This window comes from Corynebacterium sp. HMSC05D03 (assembly GCF_001807205.1).
Lineage (GTDB): Bacteria > Actinomycetota > Actinomycetes > Mycobacteriales > Mycobacteriaceae > Corynebacterium > Corynebacterium aurimucosum.
In genome coordinates this window covers 142,239-154,914 of sequence record NZ_KV788177.1, presented here as the reverse complement: position 1 = coordinate 154,914, position 12,676 = coordinate 142,239, and the positions used below count along the sequence as shown (strand labels likewise).

Genomic DNA, 12,676 nt, shown 5'->3' with positions numbered 1-12,676 from the left:
GGCGTGCCTAGGAGCCGGCCTGCGTGTGCTGGTCGGCTTCGTCTTTGGGGCTTTATGCGGCGACGGGGCGTGGCGGGATTTCGCGGAAGAACTCCTTGTTTTTCAGCATCGCGTAGATGACATTGCATCGGCGTCGTGCCAGGCAGATGACTGCTGCGTTGTGGCGTTTTCCTTCAGCGCGTTTGCGTTCGTAATACCGCCGTGACGGTTCGTGGCTGCGGATAACTGCGAATGCGGAGTAGAACAAGGCGTTTTTCAGTCGTTTATTGCCTGACCGTGCCGGGAATTCACCTCTGATCGACGAACCGGATCGTCTAGTCACGGGTGCTATTCCAGCATAAGCAGCTAAGTGGCCAGCACTAGCGAAGTCGGAGCCATCACCGATCGCAAGAAGGATCTGCGCTGCGGTCTTGATGCCGACTCCGGGCATACTCATCAAGACCTCACAAAGAGGGAAATCAGCGAGCATCTCTTCAACCTGCTCAGCAATGGTGTTTCGTTGCTCTTTGAGGGCCTGGATGTTTGCAGCCAGTTGAGGAATTACTAACTCGGCGGCATCGCTTCCAGGCACGGTGACTGTTTGAGCTTTCAGCGCTGTAAAAATGTCGTCTACCAGCGGGGTGGAGTCTTTACGTGTGCGCTTGATCATCCAGTTCAACACTCGTTGGTATCCGGCTCTTTTTAGCCCCTGCGGTCCCTTGTAATGGATCAATAACTCCAGGATCGGCGTGCGAGTCAGGGTGCTACCAGCAAAAACTCGTTCCAGGCTGGGGTAGATCTGGGTGAGGACACTGCGAAGCCGATTGACAGTGCGAGTGCAATCGCGGGCGATGTCATCATCGAAGCCGGACAGCATCTTTAGGGCGGAGAGTACCTCATCATTGCGGTCGACGGCACGTAGCGTGTGGGGCATTGTGCGGGCGGTGTCGGCGATGATGAATGCGTCGCGTTTGTCTGTTTTTGCACGTCCCGGATAGAGATCTGCAGCTTTGCGCATCGCAAGACCTGGCAGGTATCCGACTTCGCAACCGCAGTCCCGGGCTACAGCAATCGGTAGTGCGCCGATGGTGTTGGGTTGGTCGACGATCACGAGCACGGTGCCAAGCTTCTGAAGCTGGTGAAAAACGCCTGCTAGTTCGGATTCGAGTTGAGGCAACGGTTTGTCGAAGACCTTGTTGCCATCACGGTCTAAGGCGCAGGCGTGGTGTTCAGATTTGCCGACGTCTAACCCAAGGAATATGTCGATGGAATGCTCCGGAGACATGATGAGCTCCTAGAAAACGAGATGGGTATGGCGTTGTTCCAGTCGCTGGTGTCATGACCTTCGTTGCAAGCACCCACGTTACAAAGAGACCTAGTTTAAAACTGGCCGTGTCCCTATCAGCTGTCATCGAAAGTCCTGGCACCCGGCGGCAACACCCCCCGGATTATGGAAACTACAGGGCAGGTAAGCCATACCGGGACCAGCGACTATCCCCATTATCGGGGACACTCACAAGGTAACGGGAATGCGACCGGGGAAGCCCAACGCATGTGGGCCTCGAGCATTCGCGTTTTAGCGCTTCAGCCCCGCGATCATGGTCTTCAAGTTGCTGCGCAGGAAATCCTCGTAGGTTCCCGCGACCGTGCCCGGCTTGCCGAGCTCATCGGAGTGCAGTGGCTCGTCGAAGATCGGAATCCCGGCCTCCTTCGAGACGGTCTTCATGGGGCGCGTATCCACGTTCGACTCCACGAACAGGTGCTTCGGGCGCTTGTCCTTCAGCTGGCGCACGAGGTGTCCGATCTGCGCGGGGGAGCCGTTTTCATCCGTGTCGATCTGCCAGATATACAGCTGCTCCATGCCGTAGGTGTCGACCATGTATTGGAAGGCATGTTCACTGGCCACGAGCACACGATCCTCCTTCGGCAGCGCACCGATCTGCTCGCGGTAGTCGGCGTCGATGCTCTCCAGCATGGCCTTGTACTCCGCCCCCTTCTCCTCGATGTGCTCGGCACGCTCGGGCAGGGCCTCGGCCAGCGCCGCGGTCACGTTCTCGGCCATCGCGATGCCGACGGTCGGGTCCAGGAAGGCGTGCGGGTTGATCTCCTGATTGCCCTTTTCGTCCTTGAGGTACTTCGGTTCCACGCCCTTGGTGGCCTCGACCATCTGGGAATCGTCCAGGCCCGCGGTGTTTTTCAGTTTCGCGAGCCAGCCGTGCTCACCGCCCTCGAGGTTCAGCCCGTTGTAGAACAGCAGGTCGGCGTCGCTCGTCGCATCCAGGTCCGCGGGCAGGGGGTCGTAGTCGTGCGGGTCCGTGCCGGTCGGCACGAGGTTATGGACGTCCACCGCCTCGCCGCCGATCTCCTCCACCAGGTCCGCCAGCAGCGTGAAGGTGGTGACGACGTTCAGCTGCTCACCGTCTGCCTTCTCCTCCGTCGAGAAGGTCACGGCCCCGAACACGAGGGCACCGCCCACCAGGAGGGCCAACAGCGCGGCCAGTGGCTTATTGCCCAGCGAGCGAGCAATCAGTCCCTTGCCTGGCGCGAAGAGGAAAGCCAGCAGGAACAGCGCGCTGGCGGTCAGCACGATCGTCACGCCGGAGGACACGTTGTAGCTATAGCTCAGGAACAGCCCCACTACGGAGCTGAGCGCCGAGATCGCCACTGAAAGCCCGATCATCACTCCCAGCCGGTTCGTCAGCAGGTACGCCGCCGACGCCGGAGTAATCAGCAGGGAGACCACCAGGATCACGCCCACCGTCTGCAGGGAAATGACCGTCACCAGCGTGAGCACCACCATCAGCCCGTAGTGGATTGCCCGCACGGGCACGCCAGCCGACTGCGCCATGACGGGGTCGAAGGTGCTGAGCTTGAGCTCCTTGTAAAAGACCAGCGTGAGAATCAGCACGGCAGCGGCAATACCGATCGAGAGGTTGCGGTCGGCGTCCTGAACGGTCAGGACGTTGCCGAAGAGGATCTCCGTCAGATCCGTCGCCGTCTGCGCTTTCGCCATGAGCAGCACGCCGATCGCGAAGAAGGCGGAAAAGACGATGCCGATCGCCGAATCGTTCTTCACAGTGGAGCGTTCGCTGATCAGCCCGATCGCCAGTGTGGCGAGTAGACCCGCGACCACCGCCCCGAGGAAGAGGTTCGTGCCGAGCAGGTAGGAGGCCGCGACCCCCGGTAGTACGGCGTGCGAGATGGCGTCGCCGATCAGGGCCATGCCGCGCAGCACGATGAAGCTGCCGACGATGCCGCAGGCCACGCCCACGATCACCGAGGTGATCAGCGCGTTTTGCAGGTAGCCGTGGCTGAGTAGTGAGTCGAGGAACTCCGCGATCATGCTGTCTCCTCCTGGAGGGCTGCCTGCCGTGGCGTGGGGTGGGCTGGTGCTGACGGCTCGCGGATGACGAGCGCGCCGAAGGCCTTCTGCAGCACGTCGGGGACGAAGACCTCCTCGGTGGGACCCGCCGCGACGAGCTCGCCGTTGAGGACGATGAGGTCGTTGTAGTAGCCGCGCACCGTGTTCATGTCGTGGTGCACGACGACGACGTGCTTGCCCGCGTCCGCCATCTGCCGCAGCAGGGTCACGATCGTCTTCTCGCTGGGGACGTCGATGCCGACGAAGGGCTCGTCCAGGAAGATGTACTCCGCGTCCTGGACGATGGCGCGGGCAAAGAGGACGCGCTGGAACTGTCCGCCCGAGAGTTCGCTGATGTGGCGGTGGCGAAAGTCCCACATGTCGACGTCCTTGAGAGCCTGGGTGGCTGCTTCGCGTTCGGCCTTGCCGGGGCGGTGGAAAAGACCCAGGCGCGGGTAAGTGCCCATCAGGACGGTGTCGAAGACGCTGGTGGGGAAGTTGCGGTCGAGGTCAGAGCGCTGCTCGATATAAGCGATTGCGCGGCGCTGCTCGGCGGGGGCCTTGCCGTCGAGGGTGACGGGGTAGCCGGCAGGGGCGCCGGTGGGGCCTGTGCCGTGGACGTTGTGTTTGTCCAGGATCTGGAGCATCGCCTTCATGAGGGTGGATTTGCCTGAGCCGTTGGGGCCGATGATGCCGTGCATGCCGGGGGAGTCGAGGGTGAAGCTGATGTTCCGAATCGCGGTGTTCGCGCCGTAGCTCACGCTCAAGTTCTTGACGCTAATACTCATGGCAGCCAAGAATAGTGTTCAGTTCAATGAATCACCAAATTCAATGTATTGAACTTTGGGGTGGGGTGGTGTTGGGGGTAACGGGCAAGTAAACCATGTGACTAATGCCTTTTAAGTGGAACCATGTGCAAGTTTGAGCTGTACACAGAATGACCAGCTCAAACTTGCAAGTGACCAGCTTAAACCTGCCTGTCAATTGCCGGTCCAGGTCGCAACGAACAAGGAGAAACCCCACTCCGAAAAAGGGAGCGGGGTTGGGAAATAGAAGCGGCCGGGGCTAGTTGTTGAGGGGCTTGCGGGTTGCGGCCATGTGTTTGGCGCGCTCCACGTTGGCTGGGAGGAGGACCAGCGGTACGTCGAATTCCACTTCGCGCTCACAGAACTCGGTGAAGCTCAGCGAAGCCGAGGCGGAGTTGGAGGAAGTAGGGGCGGTATACATCTCGGCGAGCTTGGCCACGATAACGTGGTCGTTCTCGGTGGTGCCCTCGATGGGCCAGTCATGGTCCAAGGCGGGGGAGCCGGAGTACATCTCGATAGAAGCGTCTGCAGGCGGGGTGTAGGAGGCAGCCAGGTCCGCGGCCTCGAGCAAAGCGTGAGCGAGGACGTGGTCGAAGGACATGAGCACGACGTCATCCGAAGCCAAGAAACCAGCCTTCTGTGCCTCGAAAGCAGAAGAGAAGTTGCGCGCCGAGGCGATGAAGTCGAAGGCCTTCTGGTGATAGTCTTCGACACCGGCCGCCTTGAGCCGCTCCAGCGAAGAGATCGTGCCCGTCCAGCCTGGGTAGAGACCCACCGTGCGCTCCGGGAAACCGAGGCGCGTATCAGCATGAGCAACAATGCGGTCGCAGGCCAGTGCCGTTTCAAAGCCACCGCCCAAGGCAACACCCCGCACAGCCGCCACCACGGGAACCGGGGCGAACTTGAGCGCACGCAGGGTCTTGGAGCCATCCGCGATCAAAGATTCGACGCGCGAAGCGGAACCCGATTCACCCGCAGCCGCAATGGAAGCGAGGTCCGCCCCCGCGCAGAAGACCGGCTTGTCGTTAGCAATGACCAGAGCGACAAGGTTGGAAGAGGACACAGCGTCGAGGGCCGCGCGAATAACTGAAAAGGCCGGGGTTGGCATGGAGTTCATCGGTGTGTGCAGGTCGATGATGCCGATGCGTCCAGCAGAGGTGGACACCGCGTGGACCGCGCCCGCCTCCAGAGAAACGATGGTCTCAGTATCAAGAGAAGACAGCGTTACGACGCCCTCGCGCGGCGCGAGCTCCTGACGAGAACCCGTCGAGGACAGCACTGAGCCCTCGCCATAAAAGCCACCCGCCTGAGCAGCAGCGGAGACCAATTCAGGAACGTCTGCACCATAAGCGGAGGCGACGTGGTCGATACCGATGGCGTCGGCAAGCGCGAAGATGCCCTTCTTCCAGCCGAAGCCTAAGGTCAGTCCCTCGTCGATGAGGCCCACGTGGTCCGCGATGGAGGGAGCTACCTCGCAGCAGTAGGCCAGCGTGTCGAGGAAGACCGCGCGGGCAAAACGGCCGCCGGGGGAGTCAGTGTCCATGACCTCGCGCGGATCCTTGAGGCCCACGACAGGATCGGAGGGTTGAGTACGGGGCACGTACTCGTAAGAGGAGTTGATGACCTCGTCACGGCCGCGATAGAAGCCACCCTCACCAGTGCGGCCGGTCAGCCCCCGAGAAACGAGACCTTCGATGAAGGAGTCATCACCAAGGGGGACGTCAAGCAGCGGATCACCTGCCGGCAAGGCCGTCTCCAAAGACTTCCAAATGGGCTTGACCAGCTGGAGACCGATGTAGTCGAGCAGCCCGAAAATACCGGTGCGGGGGATGCCGAAGGCGCGGCCGAAGGCAGCGTCCGCAAGCTCGTAGCTCACGTCGAACTCGCGGGCGCGGGCCACGCCGGCGGCCATCCAGTAACAGCCCACGCGGTTGGCAATGAAGCCCGGCGTATCGCGGCACTCAAGCGCAATCTTGCCCAGGGTTTGCTCGATGGTCGTTCGCAGAGCAGCCTCCGTGGAGCCGGAAGCGATGAGCTCTACCAGGCGCATGACCTTCGGTGGGTTGAAGAAGTGCGTGATGGCGAACTTGTCGCGGCGGGCTTCCGGCACGCCCTCCAGGAGCGACGCCAGTGGCAGGGTAGAGGTATTCGAGCTCAACAGAGCATCCGCAGACAAATGAGGCTCAATGGCCTGATAGAGCGAATGCTTGGCGCCGAGGTCTTCGAAGATGGCCTCGATGATCCACTCGCGGTCCTCCAGCAAGGCGTAGTCATCGCTGGCGCGCACGCGCTCGGCAAACTCCGGCAGGTGGAAACCCTTGCGCTTGAGCTGGATCTCGACGCCCCTCTGGGCGCCCTCCGCGTCCTGGTCCAGCAGCACGACGTCCATGCCTGCCGACGCACACAGTGCCGCAATGCCAGAACCCATGGAACCTGCGCCGATGACGGCTACCTTGGTGATGCTCATTTACTTCGCTCCATTCTCAATAATCATGGCGATTCCCTGACCGCCGCCGATGCACATGGTGACCAGGCCATAGCGCTTGCCCTGGTGGCGCAGCGCATAAGCCAGCTTGGTTAGCAGGATGATGCCCGTCGCGCCAACCGGGTGACCGTGCGCGACGGCACCGCCATAGATATTCGTCTTGGCCGGGTCGAAGCCCAGCTGGTCCTGCACGGCGATGGCTTGGGCGGCGAAGGCCTCGTTTGATTCGATGAGGTCAATATCCTGCAACTCCAGGCCGGCCTTCTCAAGTGCCTTCGGCACGGCGGCGATGGGGCCAATGCCCATGCGCGTCGGGTCCACGCCCGCGATGGACCAGGACACAATCTTCGCCAGCGGGTCTAGGCCACGCTTGGTCACCTCCTCTGCGGTGGCCAGCACGGCGGCCGCAGCGCCATCGTTGATGCCGGAGGCGTTGCCGGCGGTGACGGTTCCATCTTTAACGAAGACCGGCTTGAGCTCTGCCAGCTTCTCGACGCTCGTCTCCCGCACGCTCTCATCAAAGTCCAGCTCGCCGACGCGGACGATTTCCTCGGCATGCACACCCTCCGCGCGGGCCTTCGCGGCGCGCTCTTGGGATTCGGCGGCGAATTCGTCCTGGCGTTCGCGGGAGATGTTGTTATCCGCAGCGACGTTTTCTGCGGTGACACCCATGTGGCCGGTGCCGAAGGGGCAGGAGAGTGCGCCGGTGAGCCAGTCGTAGAGTTTGCCATCCCCCATGCGCTTGCCAAAGCGCGCTCCTTCGACGGAGTAGGGCGCGTTACTCATGGATTCTGCGCCGACGGCTAACGCTAGAGAGCCGTCGCCAGACTGCAGGAGTTGGGCCGCACTGATGACTGCTTGGACACCGGAGCCGCAGAGGCGGTTAACACCCATGGCAGTGGAGGAGTCTGGCAACCCTACGTTCCGGGCAATCGCGCGGGAGAGGTAGAGGTCCTTCGGCACAACGGGCATGACGTTGGAGGCCACGGCGGTGTCGAGGTCTGCTCCTGAAAGCCCCGAACGCTCAATAGCCGTTTCGGCCGCAAGGGAGCCAAGTTCGGTCAGGGAAAGTCGAGCGAGGCTGCCGCCGAATTTGCCGATAGGCAGGCGTGCAGCCCCGGCGATGTAAATGTCCTGGGGCATGAATTCCTCCATAGATTTATGCGAATGGCCATTAGTTAACATGTATCCTAGGTCACTTTCTATTGCCGTGCAATGAAATCAGGCGAGGGGTGTGGGGGTGGCTGCACTTTTGGCGTGGGTGTAACGTGCGCCACCCCCGCGCTGTTTACAGATTGTTCAACAACCCTTATGCTTTCACCAACGTTTAATGCGACCTTCGTCACGAAAGGTGCCCAACAATGAGTTCGGAACCCACCAATCCCTCCGCTTCCCAGGAAGCCGCCCAGAACGCGCCGCAAGAAGCGCAGGCTCCCAAGGGTATCGGCGCCATGGCCGGCGCCATGTTCCTCATGGCCACCTCCGCCATCGGCCCGGGCTTTTTGACCCAAACCTCCGTCTTTACCGTGCAGATGGGCGCGGCCTTTGCCTTCGCCATTGCGTTGTCGATCATCGTCGACATCGCCATCCAGCTGAACGTGTGGCGTGTGCTCGCCATCTCCGGCATGCGTGCCAACGAGCTGGGTAATACTGTTCTGCCCGGGCTGGGATGGTTCCTCGCCATTCTCGTCTTCATCGGCGGCATGGTCTTTAATATCGGCAACATCGCCGGCTCGGGCCTCGGCCTTAACGCCCTGCTGGGCATCGATGCTCGTATCGGCGGCCTTATCGCCTCCGCTATCGCCATCTTCATCTTCTTGTCCAAGCGGGCGGGCGTCGCGCTCGACCGCATCGTCGCCGCGCTGGGCGCCATCATGATTCTGCTCATGCTCTACGTGGCGATTGTTTCCCAGCCGCCGGTGGGCGAGGCCCTGAAGAATACCGTCATGCCGGAGAGCGTCGATTTCTTCGTCATCACCACCCTCATCGGTGGCACCGTGGGCGGCTACATCACCTTCGCCGGCGCGCACCGCCTCATCGACTCCGGCCTGTCCGGACCGGAAAACGTCAACGCGATTACCAAGACCTCTGTCCTCGGCATCATCGTCACCGGCATCATGCGCGTGCTGCTCTTCCTCGCGGTCCTGGGCGTCGTCGCCACGGGCGTTGCCCTCTCTGAAGACAACACTGCCGCCGATGCCTTCCGTCACGCAGCCGGCGAATTTGGTCTCCGCGCCTTCGGCGTCGTCCTCTTCGCTGCCGGCCTGTCCTCCGTTATCGGTGCCTCCTACACCTCGATCACCTTCGTGACCACCCAGAAGGTCAGCCCGCGCACCCGCAATTTCCTCACCGTAGGCTTCATCGTTGTCTGCGCTATTCTCTTCGGCATTCTTAATTCCGCACCGCAGAAGCTCCTCATTTTCGCGGGCGCCTTCAACGGCATCATCCTGCCCATCGCTTTCGCCATGGTGATGTGGGTGGCGTTCAAGCGCCACGACCTCACGCACGGTGTTAAGCAGCCGATGTGGCTGCTTATCGCCGGTGTGCTGGCACTCGCGTTGGAAATCTTCATCGGCATCAAGTCCATCTCCGGAATCGTTAACCTATGGGCATGATGCAGACTCCCGCAGAAGTGCGCGCCTTCGCCCGCGCACACGACATGACCACCACCGCCGGCCACGCCCGCGGCTTCATGCAAGCCAACCTCATTGCGCTGCCGCGCGAGTACGCCTTCGACTTCCTCCTCTTTGCGCAGCGCAATCCCAAGCCATGCCCCATCGTGGGCGTGCTGGAGGCGGGGCAGTTCACCTCCGACCTCATCCCGGGCGGGGACATCCGCACCGACATTCCCGCCTATAACATCTACGAGGACGGCCAGCTCACGCAGACGCTTGGCGACGCTTCCCCCTTCTACTCCGAAGACATCGTCTCCTTCCTCATTGGTTGTTCCTTCACCTTTGAGAATGCACTTGTGGAAGATGGTATTTCCATCGCTCATATCGAGCAGGGCCGCAACGTACCGATGTATCGCACGACGATTCCCTGCACCCCGGCGGGTGCCTTCTCGGGGCCGATGGTGATCTCCATGCGCCCCATTCCTGCGAGCCAGGTGTCCGATGCCGTCCGCATCACCTCCCGCTATCCAGGCGTCCACGGCGCCCCGGTTCACGTGGGCGACCCGGCCGCCATCGGCATCGAAGACCTATCGCAGCCCGATTTCGGCGAAGCCGTCGACATTCCTGAGGGCACAATCCCGGTCTTCTGGGCGTGCGGCGTGACCCCGCAGGCCATCGTGATGAACTCGCGTCCCAGCCTGGCCATCACGCATGCCCCAGGCAAGATGCTCGTCACCGACATCCCGGACCGCGACTTCCTCATCCCCTGAGCCCCCAGTTCGGTGGCGTTTCCTCTAGCTCTCATGACGCCGATACATGGTTCTACTCAGATGGTTCTGGTCAGAAGGTTTGTTTGGGGGAAAACAAACCTTCTGTGAATGCGTACATGGTTCACTTGGGGGTAAACGAACCTTTTGACCCGAACCATCTCACTAGAACCATGTGGGCCGAGCAGTTTCGCGCGGGTGGAACCGGCTAACAGGAGCGTAGAGGACTCGGAGACTAAAGGACCCGAAGAATCGATTCCATCGCGCGCATCAAGTCCGCGCGGCAGGCATCGGCGGCGGCCTCACGTTCGCCTTGCGCGATGAGATGGGCTAAGTCGATGTTGGCCTGCACGTGGTTATCGTGAATCTGCGGGTAGCGCTCCAATGTCAGCAAGAAGGTGAGTCGCATGCGCGCTAGGAGATGAGACATGGAGCGGTCCAGCGTCGGTGAGCCCAGACCAGCGACCAACCTCTTGTGGAAGCGCTGGTTGATGAGGGGGCGGGGAGCGCCATCTTGCACGGCGGATTCGGTCAGCCGCACCAACTCGCCTGGGTCCTCGAAGGTGGCATAGCGTGCCGCGGCCGGCTCGATGGCGGCGCGTGCTAAATATAGATCGCGCACGAAATCGGCATCCGGGGTGGCAATGAAGACGCCCCTGTGCGGGATGCGCTCCACGATTCGCTCGGAAGCGAGCATAGCGAAAGACTCCCGCAACGTGTTGCGGGAGCATTCAAAGCGCTCGGCCGCGCGGACCTCGCTGAGCTGTTGCCCAGGCATGTACTCGCCCTCAGAGATGGCGGCGCGGAGCGCGGAGGCGACGGAATCTGCAAGCATGCGACTTACAGTAGCCCGCCGCTTAAGAAATCGTGGCGATTACCGCGCCCGGTTCCAGCCTCGAGCCTTCCTTTGCCACACGGCTTAGCTTGCCCGCGGACGGGGCCTTGACCGCAGATTCCATCTTCATTGCCTCGATCGTGGCGATGGCCTGGCCTTCTTCGACCGTCTCGCCGTCTTCTACGTTCCATGTCACGAGGTTGGCCTCGTAGGGGCAGGTCACCTCGTTGCCGCTGCCGCTGGCTCCAGACGCCGCGCTTGCCGACGCCCCCTTCACCGGCCCCTGCGACAACATCTCCGTGGGGAAGCCCACGCTGACCAGCTTGCCGTCGATTTCCAGCGCCACGCGGGTGCGCTGCGCGTAGATGGCCTCGACAGGAACGGTAGTGCTCGTGGCCTCCGCGGAGGGGCGGTAGTTGTGGTCGAGCCAGTCGGTGTAGATGCCGGCCGCGGCATCGGCGTCGCCATGGTCCACGAGGACCTGGGAGGAGACCATATCGCGGTGGAAGGGCAGCACGGTGCGAACACCTTCGATATCGAATTCCTGAAGGGCCTGCTGCGCGCGTTTCAGCGCGATCTCGCGGGTTGGGCCCCAGACCAGGAGCTTGGCCACGAGCGAGTCATAGTAGGGAGGCACGATGGATCCGGTGCGCACGCCGGAATCGACGCGGATGCCAGGGCCGGTCGGCGGCTCGAAGCGCACGATGGTGCCGGGGCACGGCGCGAAGCCGTTGAGGATGTCTTCGGCGTTGATGCGGAACTCGAAGGCGTGGCCGTCCATTTCAGGGTCTGAAGCATGCGCTTCAGACGCATGCGCTTCAGACGCATCGGACGAAGATGAGGACACGAAGGAAAGGGGTTCGCCGGAGGCGATGCGGAATTGCTCGGCGATGATGTCCACGCCCGTGACCATCTCGGTCACCGGGTGCTCCACCTGCACGCGGGTATTGACCTCGAGGAAGGAGATCGTGCCATCCTCGGAGACGATGTACTCGACGGTGCCGGCACCGGTGTAGCCCACCTTCGCGCAGATGGCGCGGGCACCCTCGTGGATGCCGGTGCGCTGTTCGTCGGAAAGCGCGGGCGCCGGGGCTTCCTCGATGAGTTTTTGGAAGCGGCGCTGCGTGGAGCAATCGCGGGTGCCCAGCACGGCGACGTTGCCGTGCGTATCGGCCAGAATCTGCGCCTCCACGTGGCGCGGGTGCGTCAGGAATTTCTCCACGTAGCACTCCGCGCGGCCGAAGGCCTCCTTGGCCTCGCGGCCGGCGGAGTTGAAGGCCGCCTCGATGTCCTCGAGGTTTTCCACCACCTTGAGACCACGTCCGCCGCCGCCATACGCTGCCTTGATGGCGATGGGCAGGCCGTGCTCCTCAGCGAAGGCGCGGGCCTCCTGCCAGTCATCGATGGGATCAGAAGTACCCGGTGCCAGCGGGGCTCCGACCTCCTCGGCTACGCGGCGCGCAGCAATCTTGTCACCGAGCAGCTCGATGGACTCAGGCGACGGGCCAATCCACGTCAGGCCGGCCTCGGCCACGGTGCGAGCAAAGTCGGCGTTCTCCGAGAGGAAACCATAGCCGGGGTGGATGGCGTCCGCGCCGGCGCGCACGGCGATATCGAGGAGAGCCGGGATGTTCATGTAGGTATCCGCCGCGGAGTTGCCGGGAAGCGCATAGGCTTCGTCGGCCACCTGAGTGTGCAGGGCACCGGCATCGGCTTCGGAGTAAATGGCGATGGAGCGGATGCCCAGGTCACGCGCGGTGCGGGCGATACGGACGGCGATCTCGCCGCGGTTAGCAATAAGGACTGCAGAGATCATGGGTGGGTGTTC

The 12,676-nt window shown here is 62.1% G+C and carries 9 protein-coding genes; 2 read left to right on the top strand and 7 right to left on the bottom strand.

The features are described 5' to 3' along the window. Positions 1-52 precede the first annotated feature (52 nt). From HMPREF3147_RS07000 to HMPREF3147_RS06980, 5 genes are all read right to left on the bottom strand, one after another. The gene (locus tag HMPREF3147_RS07000) at positions 53-1,264 is read right to left on the bottom strand and encodes an IS110 family RNA-guided transposase (RefSeq protein ID WP_070446328.1); all 1,212 of its coding nucleotides are present in this window, start codon (positions 1,262-1,264) and stop codon (positions 53-55) included. A gap of 291 nt (positions 1,265-1,555) precedes the next feature. Then, entirely contained in the window at positions 1,556-3,322 is a 1,767-nt protein-coding gene (locus tag HMPREF3147_RS06995; RefSeq protein ID WP_246815742.1) for a metal ABC transporter solute-binding protein, Zn/Mn family, read from the bottom strand. Further along, complete coding sequence (locus HMPREF3147_RS06990; RefSeq protein ID WP_070446326.1) at positions 3,319-4,128, bottom strand: metal ABC transporter ATP-binding protein; 810 nt, start codon at positions 4,126-4,128, stop codon at positions 3,319-3,321. The genes HMPREF3147_RS06995 and HMPREF3147_RS06990 overlap by 4 nt, the downstream gene beginning before the upstream one ends. A gap of 277 nt (positions 4,129-4,405) precedes the next feature. Continuing rightward, complete coding sequence (locus tag HMPREF3147_RS06985; RefSeq protein ID WP_070446324.1) at positions 4,406-6,613, bottom strand: 3-hydroxyacyl-CoA dehydrogenase/enoyl-CoA hydratase family protein; 2,208 nt, start codon at positions 6,611-6,613, stop codon at positions 4,406-4,408. Further along, positions 6,614-7,774 carry an acetyl-CoA C-acyltransferase gene (locus HMPREF3147_RS06980; protein WP_070446593.1) on the bottom strand — a complete coding sequence of 387 codons (1,161 nt, stop codon included), beginning with the start codon at positions 7,772-7,774 and terminating at the stop codon, positions 6,614-6,616. A gap of 308 nt (positions 7,775-8,082) precedes the next feature. On the opposite strand from HMPREF3147_RS06980, the gene HMPREF3147_RS06975 reads away from it, so the two are divergent. Both HMPREF3147_RS06975 and HMPREF3147_RS06970 read left to right on the top strand, forming a co-directional pair. Then, the gene (locus tag HMPREF3147_RS06975; RefSeq protein ID WP_187357538.1) at positions 8,083-9,246 is read left to right on the top strand and encodes an NRAMP family divalent metal transporter; all 1,164 of its coding nucleotides are present in this window, start codon (positions 8,083-8,085) and stop codon (positions 9,244-9,246) included. Continuing rightward, entirely contained in the window at positions 9,237-10,016 is a 780-nt protein-coding gene (locus HMPREF3147_RS06970; RefSeq protein ID WP_371325740.1) for a putative hydro-lyase, read from the top strand. Before HMPREF3147_RS06975 ends, HMPREF3147_RS06970 begins: the two co-directional genes overlap by 10 nt. Before the next feature lie 232 nt (positions 10,017-10,248). Here the strand turns inward: HMPREF3147_RS06970 and HMPREF3147_RS06965 are convergent, their stop codons facing one another. Both HMPREF3147_RS06965 and HMPREF3147_RS06960 read right to left on the bottom strand, forming a co-directional pair. Next, on the bottom strand, positions 10,249-10,848 hold the full coding sequence (locus tag HMPREF3147_RS06965; RefSeq protein ID WP_070446320.1) for a GntR family transcriptional regulator: 600 nt from the start codon (positions 10,846-10,848) through the stop codon (positions 10,249-10,251). Between the two features lie 22 nt (positions 10,849-10,870). Beyond that, positions 10,871-12,664, bottom strand: a complete 1,794-nt coding sequence (locus HMPREF3147_RS06960) for an acetyl/propionyl/methylcrotonyl-CoA carboxylase subunit alpha (RefSeq protein WP_070446318.1) — start codon at positions 12,662-12,664, stop codon at positions 10,871-10,873. Between the last annotated feature and the right edge of the window lie 12 nt (positions 12,665-12,676).

Coding starts and splice junctions, on each gene's coding strand:
- HMPREF3147_RS06990 (WP_070446326.1), bottom strand. CDS start 4,128: ATGAGTATTAGCGTCAAGAACTTGAGCGTGAGCTACGGCGCGAACACC.
- HMPREF3147_RS06965 (WP_070446320.1), bottom strand. CDS start 10,848: ATGCTTGCAGATTCCGTCGCCTCCGCGCTCCGCGCCGCCATCTCTGAG.
- HMPREF3147_RS06960 (WP_070446318.1), bottom strand. CDS start 12,664: ATGATCTCTGCAGTCCTTATTGCTAACCGCGGCGAGATCGCCGTCCGT.
- HMPREF3147_RS06980 (WP_070446593.1), bottom strand. CDS start 7,774: ATGCCCCAGGACATTTACATCGCCGGGGCTGCACGCCTGCCTATCGGC.
- HMPREF3147_RS06970 (WP_371325740.1), top strand. CDS start 9,237: ATGGGCATGATGCAGACTCCCGCAGAAGTGCGCGCCTTCGCCCGCGCA.
- HMPREF3147_RS06985 (WP_070446324.1), bottom strand. CDS start 6,613: ATGAGCATCACCAAGGTAGCCGTCATCGGCGCAGGTTCCATGGGTTCT.
- HMPREF3147_RS06995 (WP_246815742.1), bottom strand. CDS start 3,322: ATGATCGCGGAGTTCCTCGACTCACTACTCAGCCACGGCTACCTGCAA.
- HMPREF3147_RS07000 (WP_070446328.1), bottom strand. CDS start 1,264: ATGTCTCCGGAGCATTCCATCGACATATTCCTTGGGTTAGACGTCGGC.
- HMPREF3147_RS06975 (WP_187357538.1), top strand. CDS start 8,083: ATGGCCGGCGCCATGTTCCTCATGGCCACCTCCGCCATCGGCCCGGGC.